Below are 17,051 nucleotides of genomic sequence, written 5' to 3'. Positions count from 1 at the left end.
TTATTTGACTGGCGCATACGCCATGCATTCCACTTCGACCTCGCCGCCCAGCGCCAGCCCGTTGGCCCCCAGCGCGCTGCGCGCGGGCAGGCGGCCGGGCTTGAAGTAGCCGGCGTACACCTGGTTGAAGTCCGCCCACTTGCTCATGTCCGCAATCATGATGGTGCATTTGACAACATGCTCCATGCCCAGGCCCATGCCGTTCAGGATGTCGGCCACGTTATCCATCGCCTTGCGTGATTGCGCTGCAAAGCCGCCCGGCACCAGCCCTTTGTCGTCGGTGCCCAGTTGGCCGGAAACGAAGATAAAGTCGCCGGCGCGCACCGCCAGCGAGAACGGCCGGCCAGGTGGGTTGCCCTGGTTGTAGAACTGCGCGTCGGCAGCTTGGGCGCCGCCGGCACAGGCCAGCAGCGCAGCCGCCGCGAGGTGTCTGAATTTCATGGCTTTCTCCTTGAATGCCACAAAGTATAAACAGAATGTTTAAAATAGGGTGGTTAATCAACAAACTGTTGGAATTTGAGATGAAAGCTGTTTCATTGGCCGCCGAGCGCGCGGCCGTCATCAATGCCTTGCGGCCGGTGGTGCCGATGCTGGCCTCGATGGCAGGGCCGCACCTGGAGGTGGTACTGCACGATGTCAGCAAGCCGGAGAGCTCGGTTATCGCAATCGCGAACGGCCATATCTCCGGGCGCAGCGTGGGCAGTTCGGTACTGGAAGGGCCGCAGAACGACAAAGGCTTTGCAGCCGCTACGCGCATCAAGTCCAAAGAGGGCGCGCAGCATAGCCTGGTGGAAGACTATATGACCGTGACGGCGGATGGCCGCGAACTGCGCTCCGCTTCCGCCATCTTCCGTGACGCCAGTGGCGAGCCGTTTGCCACGCTGTGCCTGAATGCCGACCTGTCGGGATTCCAGGCCGCGCATGGCTGGCTGTCGCAGATGCTAAAGCCCATGGTGCAGGCCGCGCCGCAGCCCTTGCCTCCCGCCGAATCGCAGATGGACGCACTGATGCAGGAGATTATCAGCGAAGCCGTTGGTCCCGGCGGCAGCACCGACGCCATGCGCCGCGAGGATAAGATCGAGGCGGTGGGCGCCATGCAGCGGCGCGGCCTGTTCATCGTCAAGGGCGGCGTGGAGCGCGCCGCTGCAGCGCTGCGGGTATCGCGCTACACCATTTATAATTACATGGAGCAGTTGCGCCGCCGCGATTGAGCGGGGCCCTTATTAAAGGACAGGGATATCGTATGACGAGTTTTGCAAAAGCTTTGCGCATGGTGTGCGTATCGTTGGTGTCGTTGGTGGTGCTGGTATCGCATGCGGCAGAAGCCCCGCCCAAGGGACATTTGCTGATCGCGGGAGGCGCGGTCCGTGCTGACAATGCGGAAGTGTGGGGCAAGCTGATTGAACTGGCGGGTGGCAAAGGGGCGCGCATCGCGGTCATGCCTAGCGCCGCAGGCAATCCGCTGCGCTCGGGCACCAGCCTGGTCGCCACGTTGAATAAATACGGCGCGTCGGCGTTTGCGGTGCCGGTGGCGGTGCGCTTCAAGGACCGCGACTATGCGCGGGATGCGGAAGACGAAACCTTGGCCCAGTCCATCCGCGAGGCGGGCGGCGTCTACTTCGCCGGCGGCGATCAAGGCTTGATCACCAAGGCGCTGGTGCGCCCGGACGGCTCGCGCACCGCCGTGCTGCAGGCGATCTGGGATGTCTACCAGAAGGGCGGCGTGATCGGCGGCAGCAGCGCCGGTGCGGCCATCATGAGCAGCACCATGTATTACGAGGCCAAGACGGTGCTGGGCACGCTGAGCGTCGGCGTCAATGACGGCCAGGAGCTGGCGCCGGGCCTCGGCTTCGTCGGCAAGGACCTGTTCGTTGACCAGCACCTGCTGGCGCGCGGCCGCTTCGCCCGCATGCTGCCGGCGATGCTGAAGAAAGGCTACAAACAAGGCCTGGGCATCGACGAGAACACGGCAGTCATCCTGAATGGCAAGCACGAGGTGGAAGTGGTCGGCTACCAGGGCGCGTTGCTGCTGGACCTGGCGCTGGCCACCACCAACGGCAAGGAGAAAGACTTCAACTTGTCGAACGCGCGTATCAGCTATCTGGATCGCGGCGACCGCTACAATCTGCTGACCCGCCAGTACACGCCGTCGGCCGACAAGGCGGGCGGCAAGCTTGATCCGGCCCAGCCCTTCCTGAATGAGCAAGTGTATTCGGCCGATATCCTGGGCCACAACACGGTACTGGTGATGATGGAAAAACTGATCAACAACGCGCGCAGCGAGGCGATCGGCATTGCCACTGCGGCGCCGGGTGATCCACGCGAGGACCTGGGCTTTGAATTCAAGCTGACCCGCGATAAGGAAAGCGTTGGCTACGAATCCGCAACGGCAGACGCCTATACCATCCTCAACCTGCGCATGGACGTGCGGCCGCTGAAGATCACCCGTCCCTGGTATCAATGATTGCCGGCCATTGTTTAGCGCCATTACTAAACTGCGGCCCTTATTTGTTCTTTGAATTGACCGCGTACAGGGCACGCGCTATAAAGTCGGATCGTCTTTTCAGCGAGTGGTAAATGAACGCGGCTAAACTCTTCCTCCCGGCCGGCGCATTGGCGCTGGCCCTGGCATTCCCGGCGCTTGCCATCGCCCAAACCACACCGGCTGCGGCGGTCGATGTGTTCATCGGCACCGGCGGCGACGGCCACACCTTCCCTGGCGCGGCGCGGCCATTCGGCATGGTGCAGCTCAGTCCCGACACACAGGTGCGGCCATTCCGCCAAAGCTATCCCTGGGCCTCCGGCTATCGTTACGACGATGACAGCATCCTCGGCTTCTCGCATACGCACTTTTCCGGCAGCGGCCACTCCGACCTGGGCGACGTGCTGCTGATGCCTTACAGCGGCGAAACCAAGTGGGAGCCGGGCTATCCGGAACGGCCGTTCAGCGGTTACCGTTCGCGTTTCAGCCACAAGGACGAACGTGCGGAGCCGGGCTATTACTCGGTCAAGCTCTCGGATAACGAAGTGAATGTGGAGCTGACCGCCAGTGAGCGTGTCGGCTTGCATCGCTACCGCTATGCCAAGGGCGCGGAGGCCAAGGTGATGCTGGACCTGCGCAGCAGTATTTACGACTACGCCGGCAAGAATCTGTGGTCGCGCTTGCGTGTACGCGACAACACGCTGATCAGCGGCATGCGCGAAACGCGCGGCTGGGCGCCCGGCCGACAGCTGTACTTCGCGATTCAGTTCTCGCATCCGCTGTCGTCGCGCTCCCTGCGTAATATGGAGCGGGATGTCGAGTACAGGGGCTTCGCCGGTCCTGGCAGTGGTCCGGGCGACAAGGCTGTCGTAGAAGGCAAGGCGCTGGTTGGCGCGCTGGACTTCGGCGTGCCGGCCGACGGCCTGTTGCAGATCAAGGTGGCGATCTCCGGCGTCAGCGAGGAGGGCGCTATCGCCAACCTGGCCGAGATGCCGGGCTGGGACTTCGACGCCGAGCGCGCCAAAGCGTCGGCGGCCTGGAACGAGGCGCTAGGCGCGGTCGCCATCGAGGCTGAGCCGGAGATGCGCAAAATGGTGTACACGGCGCTGTATCACAGCATGCTGGCGCCTGGCCTGTTCATGGACCGCGATGGCCGCTATCGCGGTCCGGATAATGAGGTGCATCAGGCCAAGGGCTTCCGCTATCACTCGACGTTCTCGCTGTGGGACACCTATCGTGCCTTGCATCCTTTGCTGACGCTGATACAGCCGGAGCAGCGCAATGTCGATTTCGTCCGTTCGCTGGTGGCGTCGCAGCAGCACAGTCCTTATGGCATTCTGCCTGTGTGGCAGTTCCATGGACAAGAGACCTGGTGCATGATCGGCTATCACGCGGTGCCGGTGATCGCCGACGCGTACATGAAAGGCCTGAAAGGCTTTGATGCGGAAGAGGCGCTGAAGGCCATGACCAGCAGCGCGGAGTACGGACCGTATGGCGGCTTGCAGCACTATATGAAGCTGGGCTATGTGCCGATCGATCTGGAGCCGGAAGCGGCGTCCAAGACAGTGGAGTATGCGTTTGACGACTGGACCATCGCCCGCATGGCGGAGAAGATGGGCAAGAAGGATATCGCCGCCCGCTATTATCAGCGCGCGCAGAATTACCGTAACTCGTTCGATGTCAAGACCGGCTTCCTGCGGGCGAAGAAATCGGATGGTACTTTCCGCGAACCTTTCGATCCGGTGCGCTCTAACTTCGGCAGCGACTATACCGAAGGCAGTGCGTGGCAGTATTCCTGGTATATGCCACACGATAATGCTGGCTTGATTAAGATGCTGGGTGGCGATGCGGGCTTGCAGAGCAAGATCGATCAGGTGTTTGACGCCAAGGTCGATGACAATGTGTATGCGCACATGGAAGACATCTCCGGCCTGATAGGCCACTACGCGCATGGCAATGAGCCGTCGCACCATGTGGCCTATCTGTACAACTATGCCGGTGCGCCGTGGAAGACGCAGCAGCGTTTGACGCAGGTGGTGGCGTCGCAGTACAACACGACGCCGGCAGGCTTGTCCGGCAATGACGATCTGGGACAGATGTCGGCCTGGCTGGCCTTCACCGCGCTGGGCTTTTATCCGGTTGCGCCGGGCAGCAACGAGTATGTGATTGGCCGCCCGTTCCTGGATAAGGCGGTACTGAATCTGCCGAACGGCAAGCGCTTCACGATCCGTGCGCCAGGACTGAGTAAGGAAAACAGCTATGTGGCGGGCGTTACGCTGAACGGCAAGCCGCTGGCGCAAACCTTCCTGCGCCACGAGCAGATCACCGCCGGCGGTGAACTGGTGTTCACCATGGCCAAAGAGCCGAACAAGGAATGGGGCAAGGCGCTTAATGTTCGTCCTTATACCCAGACAGCGTACTAGGCTCCGTCCATAGGGCGTACGCCAAGCAAATTCAGTATGGTCCCGGCATGCGCCGGGACGACGGAGATGGCGTTTGTGAGATGCCTGGTTTCCCTTCCCGCCAGCTACCTCGCGTTAACTGGTGCGGTACGCCAGCGCGCCAGCCAGCGTCAGGCGCCATTCGGTGCCGGCGCCGGCGTCGCTGCGCAGCCTGATCCGGGCATTGATGCGCTCCGCGCGCTCGATGATGCCGCGCATCCCCCAATGGTTGCTGCGGCCTCCTGCCTGAATCACCTCGGCCGGCACGCCCGTGCCATTGTCGCGGATGCACAGCGCGAATTCGCGCGCGCTGTAATGCAGCAGCACGTCAATGCGCTCGGCGCTGGCGTGCAGGTAGGCGTTGGCGACGGCTTCGGTGGCGATGGCCAGCACTTCTTCATAGACCAGCGAATGCAGCTTGCGCGGCTCGCCTTCAAGCCGCACTTGCAGCGGCGCCGCGTCTTGCATGCGCAGCCGCTGTCCGGCGTGCTCGATGGCTTGCGCCAGATCCTGTTCGTCCGGCTCGCCGGCGCGCAAGTCGCGTACACGGTCGCGGCCTTCCGATAAAGCGTCATCGGCCTGGCGGAGCGCCTGTTCGATCATCAGCCGCGCAGGTTCGCGAGACGGCAGTTCCAACGACGCGGCGTGGACGTGCAGGATCATGCCTTGCACCGATTGCAGTATGGTGTCGTGCAGTTCGCGCGCGATGCGCTCGCGTTCCCTGGTGCGCTCTTGCAGCCGCGCTGTCACCTGGGCGGCGAATGTGTGCAGGCGCCAGCGGTATAGCGCCCAGCACGCGGCTAGCAGCAGCAATGCACACGCGGCGTTGAACCAGCGGCTTTGCGTGATGGTTGGCGCGATGCTGAAGCTGAGTGTGCTGGCCTGTTCGCCCCAGACGCCGTCATAGCTGGTCGCCTGTACGCTGAAGCGGTAGTCGCCGGGACCGAGATTGTTGTAGTAGGCGGTGCGGCGCGTGCCAGCCTGCTGCCATTGCGTATCGACGCCATCGAGCCGGTAGCGGAAGTCCACGCGTTCCGGCATCGCCAGCGCCAGCGCGGTATAGTCGATTTGCAGCGCAGTCGTGCCTTGCGGCAGGCGCTGGCCTTGCTGCGCCGGCGCCAGTTGCCCTGGCTGGCCGATGGCGCGAATCTGCACCGCCACCGGCGGTGCCGGCGCGGGGCGGCTCAGCGGATCGAAACGAAAGCCGCCCGCCGTGGTGGACAGCCACAGGTGGCCGTCGGCCGCCTGTATCATCGACGGCACCGGCAGCCGCGCCGGTGCGATGCCATCCAGTCCATCGACGCTGTCCAGGCGCTCATAGCCCACCTGGTAGCCACGGGTGCGCAGCAGCCGGGCGATTTCCGCCGCCCGTACGTGGAACAGGCCGTTGGCTGCGTGCAGCCAGAGATCGCCATCGTCCAGTTCCACGATGCCGGACACACCCTCAAAGTTCAGGCCGCCGGCTCCCGCGACCGGGATGATGCGGCCTTCGCGCAGCAGAGCGACGCCGTTTTCGCCGCCTATCCATACATTGGCGCCTTTCAGGTGGATGGCTTGTGTCATGCCAAGCGCCAGGCCCTCGGCCGGCCCGTAGCGCCGCCATTGTCCATTCTGGAGATGCAGCAGGCGGCTGCGCGGATAGCCCAGCCACAGGCCACGTCCGGGCGCGCTGCTCAGCACCGACGGTGCTTCGTCGGCCAGCCCGGTGGCCGGCCCCATATGCTGCCAGCCGCCGTCCGCTCCCAGGCGGTATGCGCCGAGCGTCAGGAACGCCGCCCATAAGGCGCCGTCATCCCCGCTGGCCATGCTGAGTATCATGCCGCCTTCCTGCGGCAGCGGAACACGCCGCAGCGCACTGCCTTGCTTGCGCCACAGCTCGCCGTAGGGCGCCAGCCACAGCACGCCTGCAGAATCGCGGTGGATGCTGACCGGGTCCGTGCCCCAGTTGCCGGGCCTGTCCCGCCACACCGGCGCCATACTGAATGTGCCGTCCGGCTTCGGGGTGTAGTTGAGGCGGCCGATCCACACGCTGTTGTCGCTGTCAGCCATCAGCGGCCGGATATTGAATTGCACCGGCGTTGGAACCGTGGCGATGCGCTTGTGGCGGAAGCGGTCGATGCCGGTGGAGGTCGCGATCCAGATATTGCCCTCATGGTCTTCAAACATGGCGGTTACCCAGGGGCCGCTGAGTCCCTGCTGGTAGCCGTTTCGCTGCAAGCCGTGCTGCGTGTGATATTCCACGCCGTCCGTGCGTCCGACCCAGGCGTCGCCATGGCTGTCGAACATAATGCTGGTCACATTGCCGTCGATGGCCCAGCGGCGCGACACTGCGCCGGCTGCCGGCGCGGCGAGCTGGCGCAGCTTGGCGCCTGGCGCGTTCCAGCTCCACACGCTGGCGTCCGGCGCCTCAAGCACCACGCCGATACCGGCCTCCGGCGTTGCCTTGACGAACTGGCGTGCGCCTGCTGTCAGCCGGTATACGCCTTCGTTTCCCTGCGTCCACAGATCGCCGTGGCGGTCGCGCAGCAGGGTTTTGTAGACGGTCACGGGAAGCGCAAATGTATCGCTGGCGGCGTGCCAGCGCGCGTGGTCAAGATAGAACATGCCTTGGGCCGTGGCTGCCCACGTACGGCCGGTCCCATCCCGTTCCAGGCCCCAGACGCCGCCGCTCGCCGGCAGGCCGTCACGTTCGTTGTAGTGGCGCAGCACGCCGCGCTCCAGTACGCTGACGCCGCCATAGCGGTAGCCTATCCACAGGGCGCCGTCGTCAAAACTGGTGAGCGTGGCGACTGCGCTGCCCGGCAGCTTGTGGCCAGGTTCGGCGTAGCGTTCGAAACGTACGCCGTCGAAGCGGAACAGGCCGTTGTTGTTGCCCAGCCACAGCCAGCCGTCACGCGTCTGCGCCATGGTCAGCACCATCTGCGGTGCACCGTCGCGCGCGGCCCAGCTCATGTGATGCATATCGATCTGCGCCGGCGTGGCCAGGGCGGACGGCATGCGGATCAGCAGCAACAGCAGCAACAGCAGCAACAGCAGCAACAGCAAAGGGAAAAGCCGGCGTAGCACCATCATCTGGAATGTGTCGAGGGGATCGACACATTCTATATCAGCAACTAGCTTGTTACTTCAGGAATTGCACCAGCTTGGGCACTACTTCGCTGGTGGCTTCTTCCATGAGCCAGTGGCCTTTGCCTTTGATGATCACGCCTTCGACCTTGCTGTCGACCAGGCGCGCCTGGTCGATCAGCACGGTGCCGGAGGCTTTTTCACCAGTCAGCACCAGCATCGGGATATCCAGCGGCTTTTTGGCGTAGGCGGCGAATTCGGCGGCGTCCTTCTCAAACGCGCGGAACACCTCAAAGCCGGCGCGCATGTGGTCGGGCTTGGCGTATTCCGCCGTGTAGAACTTGCGGTCGGCTTCGCTCAGCGACCTGGTTTTGTCGGCCGCGAAGTCGTTCCAGAAGTGTTCGAAGTAGGTGCGTTCGCGGCCCGCCACCAGCGCCAGCGGCGTTTCGCCATAGAAGTGGAAGTGCCACAGGTCGCGCAGCAGCCACACATCCTTCCAGTTGCCGACGCCGGGCAGGAAGGCGTCCATCAGTGCGATCTTGTTGACTTCCTTCGGATACTGGGCGGCGTAGGCGTAGGCCACCATCAGGCCGATGTCGTGGCCGACTACCTTGGCCGATTTGATGCCCAGGCTGGTGGCAAGCGCGTGCACGTCTTGCGCCATCACCGACTTGGTGTACGGGCCGGCCGGCGTGGCCGATTGGCCGAAGCCGCGCAGGTCAGGCGCGATTACCAGGTGATCCTTGGCCAGCTCGGCAATCAGCGGCAGCCACATGTGGCTGGACTGGGTATAGCCGTGCAGCAGGATGACCGGATCGCCCTTGCCGGCGGACAGGTAGTGGAGGCGGACGCCGTTGACTTCGGCGAAATTGCTTTTCGGCGCCTGGGCCTGGGCTGGCGCCAGCGTCAGCGCGGCCAGCAGCAACAGGAAGCCGCTGTACAGCGACTTGGCGGATGGGATGTTCATAGCATGCTCCTTGGTGATAAGACCAGCCATCGTAGGCGACCAGCGAATTACTCACTACACCCGATCGGGTAGCAGCGCCGCGTGGAGAGGGTGCTACACTGTTTATATGGCTTAAGGAGCAGGACCATGTCCGACAGAAGTGCAGGGGAGATCAGGGTGATGATCGCTGACGATCATCCGTTGCTGCGCAGTGGCATTGCGGCGGTGCTGGCGCGTAGTCCGCAAGTAACGGTAGTGGCGGAAGCGGAAGATGGCGACGCGGCGGTTGCGCTGTTTCAGCAGCATCGCCCCGACATCACATTGATGGATTTGCAGATGCCGGGCCTGGGCGGTATCGAGGCAATTGCCGCCATCCGCGCCATCGATCCGCAGGCGCGCATCATCATCCTGACCACCTTCAGCGGCGACGCGCAGATTTACCGTGGCCTGAAGGCCGGCGCCAGCGGCTACCTGCTAAAAAACATGGCGCGTGCGGAATTGCTGGATTACCTGGTCAGCGTGCATGAGGGCGATAGCCGGCTGCCGCTGGAAGTCACGCGCAGCCTGCCGAATGTGCTGACGATGGAACCATTGACGCCACGCGAAACCGATGTGCTCAAGCTGGTTGCAACAGGCCACTCCAACCAGCGTGCCGCCAGCCAGCTGGGCCTGAAGGAAGACACGATCAAGGCCTATATGAAAAGCATTCTGGCCAAGCTACGCGCGCGCGACCGCACCCACGCGGTCACCATCGCGCTCAAGCGGGGATTCTGGGAAGCCTGATAGAACACCAAATGGTTGCCTGCCGTATCCTTGATCGTCATTGCACGGCCGCCCCACGGCACTTCCTCGACGCCGGGGCGGGCGTGCTTGTACTGCTTGGCGATTAATACACCTCGGGGACGATGATTTCCTGCGGCACCGGGCGGCGCACGTAGTCGTCGTGGTACTCGCGTTCCGGCAGATGGATTTCCGGATGGCTGACTTCTTCGTACGGCATCTGCGACAGCAGGTGGTGGATGCAGTTCAGGCGCGCCTTTTTCTTGTCCACGCCTTGTACCACCCACCACGGTGCTTCCGGAATATGGGTACGCTCCAGCATCACTTCCTTGGCGCGGGTGTACTCCTCCCAGCGGCGGCGCGACTCCAGGTCCATCGGACTGAGTTTCCACTGTTTCAGCGGATCGTGGATGCGGCCCAGGAAGCGGGCGTTCTGTTCTTCGTCGGAGATGGAGAACCAGTATTTGATGACCTGGATGCCGGAGCGGGCCAGCATGCGCTCGAATTCCGGTACGGTCTGGAAGAATTCCTCGTATTGCTCGTCGGTGCAGAAACCCATCACACGCTCGACGCCGGCGCGGTTGTACCAGCTGCGGTCGAACAACACGATTTCGCCGGCGGCCGGCAGGTGCGAGACGTAGCGCTGGAAGTACCACTGCGTGCGCTCGCGGTTGTTCGGTGCTGGCAGTGCGGCCACGCGGCAGACGCGCGGATTCAAACGCTGCACGATGCGCTTGATGACGCCGCCTTTGCCGGCGGCGTCGCGGCCCTCGAACAGAATCACGACTTTGTGGCCGGTATGGACCACCCAGTCCTGCAGCTTGACCAGCTCGGCTTGCAGGCGGAACAGCTCGCGGAAGTAGAGGCGGCGCTCTTCCTTGGCCTGTTCGCCGCGCTCGCGCTCGACCACCTGCTTGGTCAGCGGATCGATTTCGCGGTCTTCCAGCTCCATTTCCAGTTCTTCGTCGTAGCTGTCAGTCAGTTCGCGGCTGACGCGGTCCAGCAATTCGTGCTCGTTCAGGTTCACGCAATACTCCTCATTTTCAGTTGAGGGGCAGATTACGCAACAAATATGACAGGCCGATGACGCAAATGTTTGCGCAATCGTCAAAATACTTGCTATATGGTAATAATCAATTTACACTGTCACGCGCGCCTGATATTACCCCGCCGCGTTGCGTTACCGGTCGCCAGATCGCGTCTTCGGCCTCTACCCCGCCGAAATCTTCCTCCCAATTAAGCACTAGAGAATTCAATGAACAATTTCAAGATAGGCACGCGCCTGAACCTGGCTTTTGGCGCGGTGCTGGTATTGCTGATCGTTATCGCGGGCATAGGCTGGTCTTCGCTGTCCAGCAACAAGGCGCGCATGGACGTGGTGGTCAATGAGAACAACACCAAGATCGCGCTGTCCAACACCATGCTGCTGGAGCTGAACCTGATCGCGCGCTCGGCCCGCAACTACATACTGTACGCCGACAAGGATATGCAGGCCAAAATGCAAGGCCGCATCGAAGGCGCGCAAAAAAACTTCCTGGCCAGCTCCGAGAAACTGGGGACGCTGGTGCGCACTGAAAAAGCCAGGCAGCTGTATGCAGACATCAAAACGCAGTCGCCGGAAACGCTGCGCCTGCTGAGTCAGGTGATGCAGATCGTCAACGAAGGCAAGGCCGCCGAGGCCCCTGCCTTCCTGTTGAATTCGGTGCAGAAGCAGCAGGACGGCACGCTTGCGCTGATCACCTCCATGGTGGAGTTGCAGGAACTGCAAAACCACAATCAGATCGAGCAGATCGACCGCGACTACCAGTTTGCTGTGCGCGTGCTGCTCGGCACGGCGCTGCTGGCGGTGGTGGCGGCGGTGGTCATGGCGGTGGCGATCACCCGGTCCATCACCCGTCCGGTGAACGAGGCGGTAGTGCTGGCGCAGACCGTGGCTGCTGGCGACCTGACCCACGACATCGCTGTGACCGGCCGCGACGAAGTCAGCCAGCTGCTGACTGCGCTGAAGGCGATGAACGGCAGCCTGGCCAGTATCGTCGGCCAAGTGCGCGCCGGCACTGAAACGATCAGCACCGCGTCGCGCCAGATCGCCACTGGCAATCAGGACCTGTCATCGCGTACCGAAGAACAGGCCAGCTCACTGGAGGAAACTGCTTCGTCGATGGAAGAGCTGACTTCGACCGTCAAGCAGAGCGCGGACAATGCCCAGCAGGCGAACGCGCTGGCCAATTCGGCGTCCGAGGTGGCGGTGCGCGGCGGTGCGGTGGTGTCGCAAGTGGTGCAGACCATGGGGGCGATTAATGAATCGTCGAAGAAGATTGTCGATATCATCGGCGTGATTGACGGTATCGCTTTTCAGACCAATATTCTGGCACTGAACGCGGCGGTGGAAGCGGCGAGGGCGGGCGAGCAGGGGCGTGGCTTTGCTGTGGTAGCGTCGGAAGTGCGCACGCTGGCGCAGCGCTCAGCCTCGGCCGCCAAGGAAATCAAAGAGCTGATCGACGACTCGGTGAGCAAGGTTGATGCCGGTGCCAGACTGGTCGACCAGGCCGGTGAGACGATGGTCGCGATCGTCGACAGTGTGAAGCGCGTGACCGACATCATGGCCGATATCTCGCTGGCCAGCCAGGAACAGAATGCCGGCATCGAGCAGATCAATCAGGCCATCTCGCAAATGGACCAGGTGACGCAGCAGAATGCGGCGCTGGTGGAAGAGGCTGCCGCTGCCGCCGAATCCATGCAGGAACAGGCTGTCAGCCTGGCGCAGGTGGTCGATGCGTTCAAGCTTGATGCGAGTCAGGCTGTCGCACCACACGGCGCACGCCTGAAGACGGTTGCGTCCACGGCGCGCGTCAGCCAGCTGGCAGCGCCACGCGCGGCCGCTCGCAACGTGGCCGCCGGCGGTGGCGACTGGGAGCAGTTCTAGTTCTCATTGTTGGGACGGCCGGGGAACAAGCCGTCCCACACTTCCTTGATGGTGGCGGTGATGATGCCGGCGGCCTCGCGGTCGCCGCGCAGCATGGCGCGGACGTAATTGGCCGCCTGTTTGGCTGACACATGCGGCGGCAACGGCGGCACGTCGGGATCGGTGACCATTTCCAGCAGCGTCGGCACCGGCGAGGACAGTGCCTGTTCCCATGCGGCGGCAATCTGCTCCGGATCTTCCACGCGGATGCCGCGCAGCCCCAGTAGCTCGGCATAGGCGGCATAGGGGAAGTTGGGCAGATCTTGCGATGCCGGTAATCTTGCATCGCCTTCGGTGATGCGCTGTTCCCAGGTGACCATGTTCAGGTCGCCATTGTTGAGCACCATGATGACCATCTGCGGATTGCTCCACGCGCGCCAGCGCGCGGCGATGGTGATCAGCGAGTTAATGCCGATCATCTGCATCGCGCCATCTCCCAGCAGCGCCACCACCGGACGCTCCGGATGCACGCATTTTGCCGCCAGCGCGTACGGCAGGGCCGAACCCATCGATGCCAGCCCGCCCGACAATGAGGCATCCATGCCGCGCCGGATTTTCAGGTCGCGCGCGTACCAGCCGGCGCAGGAGCCGGAGTCGCAAGTCAGTATCACATTGTCCGGCAGGCGCGGCGACAGTTCCCAGAACACCCGCTGCGGATTGATCGGCCTGGCCTCGTTCATCGCGCGCGCCGCCAGCACCTGCCACCAGTCGGCGACATTGTTTTCTATGCGGCGGCGCCAGTGGTGGTCAGTCTGCTGCTCCAGCAGCGGCAGCAGCGCTTCCAGCGTGGCCGCGCTGTCGCCGGTCAGGCACACTTCCATCGGGTAGCGGATATTCAGCATGCGCGCGTCGATATCGATCTGCACGCCGCGCGCCTTGCCTTCCTTGGGCAGGAATTCGGAATAAGGGAAGGCCGACCCAACCATCAGCAGGGTGTCGCATTCGTTCATCAGGTCCCAGCTGGGCTTGGTGCCAAGCAGGCCGATGGAGCCGGTGACGTAGGGCAGGTCGTCCGGCACGGCGGCCTTGCCCAGCAACGCCTTGGCGATGCCGGCGCCCAGCCGGTCCGCCACGGCGATCAGCGCGTCGGTGGCGTGCAGCGCGCCGGCGCCGGCCAGGATGGCGACCTTCTTGCCGGCGTTGAGCACTGCCGCTGCGCGTTGCAGGTCTTCGTGGCGTGGCGCGACCGCGTGGCCAGTGTAGCCGATGCCGCTGTGGACTGTGCCGTGTTCGCGCGGCGGGGTTTCCACTGCCTTCAGTTCCTGCACGTCGTTGGGCAGTATCACGCAGGTGACCGTGCGGCGCTCGATGGCGATGCGCATGGCGCGGTCGATCAGGTGGCGCACTTGCTCCGGCGTGGTGGCCATCTGCACAAAATCGTGGGCGACGTCTTTGAACAGGGTGAGCAGGTCGACTTCCTGCTGGTAGTCGCCGCCAAGCGCCATGCGGCTTTGCTGGCCGACGATGGCCACCACCGGCTGGTGATCCATCTTGGCGTCATACAGGCCGTTGAGCAGGTGGATGGCGCCAGGACCGGAAGTGGCAAGGCAGACGCCCGGTTGGCCGCTGAACTTGGCGTGGGCGCAGGCCATGAAAGCGGCCAATTCTTCATGACGCACCTGCACAAATTCGATGCCTGTATCGCTGTGTCCGAAGGCTCCAACTACACCATTAATACCATCACCGGGATAGCCGTAAACACGGGTCACACCCCATGCTGATAGTCTTTTTAAGATGAAGTCGCCCACTGTTGTCGCCATGCCACACCTCACTAAAAATGGAAGAATGTGGCTTGATTCTATCGGTGGGGGCGACTATTGCGCAGCGATAACGTGCGCTGGGAGAGGCCCGGCCGCGTGGGGCGGCCGGGTGTGCTGCAGGGTTTAATTGTCGCGGATATTCCAGGCGCGGTTAATGCTCAGGGCAGCCAGCGAGGCGGCAGCGCCGGAGAACAGGTAGACGCCGGCGTAGGCCAGGCCGAAGTGCGACGACAGGCCCAGCGCCACCAGCGGTGCGAAGCCTGCGCCGACCAGCCATGCGACATCGCTGGTCAGGGCCGCGCCGGTGTAGCGGAAGCGTTGCGGGAACTGCGCCGTCACCGCGCCAGCGGCCTGGCCGTAAGACAGGCCCAGCAGCGAGAAGCCGATCAGGATGAATGCGTCCTGGCCGGTTTCACCGCTGCCGATCAGGAATGGCACGGCCAGGCTGAAGATGCCGATCATCGTGGCCAGCGTGCCCAGCGTGCGGCGGCGGCCGACACGGTCAGCCACGTAGCCGGAAATGACAATCCCAATCGCCATCAGCGTCACGCCCACCATCTGCACTTGCAGGAAGCCGGCAAGTGAGCGCTGCGAGGTCAAGGTAATCCACGACAGCGGGAACACCGTCACCAGGTGGAACAGCGCATAGCTGGCCAGCGCAGCCAGCGCGCCGATGATGACGTTGCGGGTTTGCGAGCTCATCAGTTCGCCGACCGGCACCGGATCGAGCTGGTGTTCGTCCAGCAGGTGCGAGTACTCGTGCGTGGTCACCAGGCGCAGCCGGGCAAACAGCGCCACCACGTTGATGGCAAAGGCCACATAGAAGGGGAAGCGCCAGCCCCATTCCAGGAAGTCCAGCGAGCTGAGATTGGCCAGCATGTAAGAGAACAGGCCGGCGGCAATCACGAAGCCGATCGGCGCACCCAGCTGGCCCAGCATCGCGTACCAGCCGCGTTTGTGCTCGGGCGCGTTCAGCGCCAGCAGCGACGGCAGGCCGTCCCAGGAACCGCCTTGGGCGATGCCTTGACCAATCCGCAATAGCGCCAGAATGACAATCGAGGCCGTACCCAAACTGGCGTAGTCCGGAAGGAAGGCGATGCCGGCGGTGGAGACGCCCATCAGCAACAAGGCCAGCGTGAGCTTGGTTTCACGGGTGAAGTGATGTTGAACTGCCATAAATGCGACAGTTCCTATCGGCCGAGCAATAAACGCAAGCGCAAAAATCGCAAAGGCGTATAGTGTGCCGTCAAGCCTACTGTCGTATGGAAAGAATACCGACGGGAAGACCAGGGCCGAGGCGATTGCGTAGACAAAGAAGTCGAAATACTCGGAGGCGCGCCCGATGACCACGCCAATTGCAATTTCTCCGGGAGAGATATGCCCATCCCTGGCGTTGATGCTGCGTGCGCCTGGGCTCGTTTGATGATGTTCGTGGACGCCAGCTTGGACGTCACTGATAGAAGTCGTGTTAGCCATAGTCTCTTGTCTCGTGTTAAGTAATTGTTATCACGGCGATGTCCAGGCGGGTAGGACAAAGTGTCCAATGGCAAGAACAGTCCGTCGTGAGTACAGTAGCATGATCCCAACAATCTGTAATCTAAATTACCGCATGATTCCTCCTATCGTTCGTCGTGGATTGCTCCTCGCACCGTTATTGTGGCTTGCTGGCTGCGATATGGTCGTGCTGAATCCGTCCGGGGATATCGCAGCGCAGCAGGCACACCTTGTTGTTGTGTCAACTTTGCTGATGCTGTTGATCATCGTACCTGTCATGTTCTTGATCTGTCTGTTCGCTTGGCGCTATAGAAAGTCAAATACCGCCGCTGAATACAAGCCAGACTGGGACCACTCGACCAAGCTCGAATTGCTGATCTGGGGCGCGCCGCTGCTGATCATCATCGTGCTGGGCCTGATCACGTGGATTTATACCCACTTGCTCGATCCTTACCGTCCGCTGAGCCGCATCGATGAAAATCGTCCGCTGGCGCCGCATGTCAAGCCGCTGGAAGTGCAAGTGGTGGCGATGGACTGGAAATGGATGTTCATTTATCCGGAGCAGGGTGTCGCTACCGTGAATGAACTGGTGACGCCTATCGACGTGCCGGTGCGCTTCCACATGACCTCGACCACGGTGATGAATGCGTTCTACATTCCTGCGCTGGCCGGCATGGTCTACACCATGCCTAGCATGGAAACGCAGCTGAATGCGGTAATGAACAAGGTAGGCGTGTATGACGGCTTCTCGGCCAACTACAGCGGCGCCGGCTTCTCGCAGATGCGCTTCAAGTACCACGGCGTGTCGCAGGGCGATTTTGACGCCTGGGTTGCCAAGACCAAGGCTTCGACCGCCAAGCTGGACCGTGCTGAATTCATGGCGCTGGACAAACCGACCATCAAGCATCCGATCATGCATTTCGGTAGCGTCGATGCTGACCTGTTCAGCCGTGTCGTGAACCGTTGCGTCGCTGACGGCAAAGTTTGCATGAATGTCCAGATGCACCAGGATGCTACCCGCATCAAGGCTGCCGTGGCCACGCAGAAGCTGCCTAAAGACGAGGTGTGCGAGCCGACCGAAGTCGCCGCAACTGCTCAACCTACCCGTAAAGAATGA

General features: G+C 62.4%; 13 protein-coding genes. 6 read left to right on the top strand and 7 right to left on the bottom strand.

What is annotated here, in order from left to right:
* Entirely contained in the window at positions 1 to 441 is a 441-nt protein-coding gene (locus tag KW842_RS03680) for a RidA family protein (protein ID WP_218302709.1), read from the bottom strand.
* Between the two features lie 80 nt (positions 442 to 521).
* Between KW842_RS03680 and KW842_RS03675 the strand changes: the two genes are divergently transcribed.
* From KW842_RS03675 to KW842_RS03665, 3 genes are all read left to right on the top strand, one after another.
* Positions 522 to 1,211, top strand: coding sequence for a transcriptional regulator (locus KW842_RS03675; RefSeq protein ID WP_218302708.1), 690 nt, complete (start codon positions 522 to 524; stop codon positions 1,209 to 1,211).
* A gap of 32 nt (positions 1,212 to 1,243) precedes the next feature.
* Positions 1,244 to 2,464 carry a cyanophycinase gene (locus tag KW842_RS03670; RefSeq protein WP_229223464.1) on the top strand — a complete coding sequence of 407 codons (1,221 nt, stop codon included), beginning with the start codon at positions 1,244 to 1,246 and terminating at the stop codon, positions 2,462 to 2,464.
* A gap of 113 nt (positions 2,465 to 2,577) precedes the next feature.
* Positions 2,578 to 4,905 carry a GH92 family glycosyl hydrolase gene (locus tag KW842_RS03665; protein WP_218302707.1) on the top strand — a complete coding sequence of 776 codons (2,328 nt, stop codon included), beginning with the start codon at positions 2,578 to 2,580 and terminating at the stop codon, positions 4,903 to 4,905.
* 114 nt (positions 4,906 to 5,019) lie between these two features.
* Here the strand turns inward: KW842_RS03665 and KW842_RS03660 are convergent, their stop codons facing one another.
* Positions 5,020 to 7,968 carry a sensor histidine kinase gene (locus KW842_RS03660; protein ID WP_218302706.1) on the bottom strand — a complete coding sequence of 983 codons (2,949 nt, stop codon included), beginning with the start codon at positions 7,966 to 7,968 and terminating at the stop codon, positions 5,020 to 5,022.
* Positions 7,969 to 8,044: 76 nt separating this feature from the next.
* Positions 8,045 to 8,956 carry an alpha/beta fold hydrolase gene (locus KW842_RS03655; RefSeq protein ID WP_229223463.1) on the bottom strand — a complete coding sequence of 304 codons (912 nt, stop codon included), beginning with the start codon at positions 8,954 to 8,956 and terminating at the stop codon, positions 8,045 to 8,047.
* A 126-nt stretch (positions 8,957 to 9,082) separates the two neighbouring features.
* Between KW842_RS03655 and KW842_RS03650 the strand changes: the two genes are divergently transcribed.
* Entirely contained in the window at positions 9,083 to 9,718 is a 636-nt protein-coding gene (locus KW842_RS03650) for a response regulator transcription factor (RefSeq protein WP_229223462.1), read from the top strand.
* Here the strand turns inward: KW842_RS03650 and KW842_RS27835 are convergent.
* A complete protein-coding gene (locus KW842_RS27835; protein ID WP_373925135.1) occupies positions 9,628 to 9,822 on the bottom strand; it encodes a glyoxalase superfamily protein in 195 nt (64 codons plus the stop codon). The genes KW842_RS03650 and KW842_RS27835 overlap by 91 nt on opposite strands.
* Positions 9,822 to 10,667, bottom strand: a complete 846-nt coding sequence (gene ppk2 / locus KW842_RS03645; RefSeq protein ID WP_373925134.1) for a polyphosphate kinase 2 — start codon at positions 10,665 to 10,667, stop codon at positions 9,822 to 9,824. Before ppk2 ends, KW842_RS27835 begins: the two co-directional genes overlap by 1 nt.
* A gap of 303 nt (positions 10,668 to 10,970) precedes the next feature.
* Here ppk2 and KW842_RS03640 point away from each other — a divergent pair, with 303 nt between their 5' ends.
* Complete coding sequence (locus KW842_RS03640; RefSeq protein WP_218302704.1) at positions 10,971 to 12,641, top strand: methyl-accepting chemotaxis protein; 1,671 nt, start codon at positions 10,971 to 10,973, stop codon at positions 12,639 to 12,641.
* Here the strand turns inward: KW842_RS03640 and KW842_RS03635 are convergent.
* Positions 12,638 to 14,440, bottom strand: a complete 1,803-nt coding sequence (locus KW842_RS03635; protein ID WP_218302703.1) for a thiamine pyrophosphate-requiring protein — start codon at positions 14,438 to 14,440, stop codon at positions 12,638 to 12,640. The genes KW842_RS03640 and KW842_RS03635 overlap by 4 nt on opposite strands.
* Positions 14,441 to 14,563: 123 nt before the next feature.
* Positions 14,564 to 15,916 carry an MFS transporter gene (locus KW842_RS03630; RefSeq protein WP_218302702.1) on the bottom strand — a complete coding sequence of 451 codons (1,353 nt, stop codon included), beginning with the start codon at positions 15,914 to 15,916 and terminating at the stop codon, positions 14,564 to 14,566.
* Between the two features lie 133 nt (positions 15,917 to 16,049).
* Between KW842_RS03630 and cyoA the strand changes: the two genes are divergently transcribed.
* A complete protein-coding gene (gene cyoA / locus KW842_RS03625) occupies positions 16,050 to 17,051 on the top strand; it encodes a ubiquinol oxidase subunit II (RefSeq protein ID WP_218302701.1) in 1,002 nt (333 codons plus the stop codon).

Source organism: Duganella sp. sic0402 (genome assembly GCF_019219065.1).
GTDB lineage: Bacteria > Pseudomonadota > Gammaproteobacteria > Burkholderiales > Burkholderiaceae_D > Rugamonas.
Note: the sequence above shows the minus strand (reverse complement) of the source record. Positions and strands in the feature narration are given on the sequence as shown.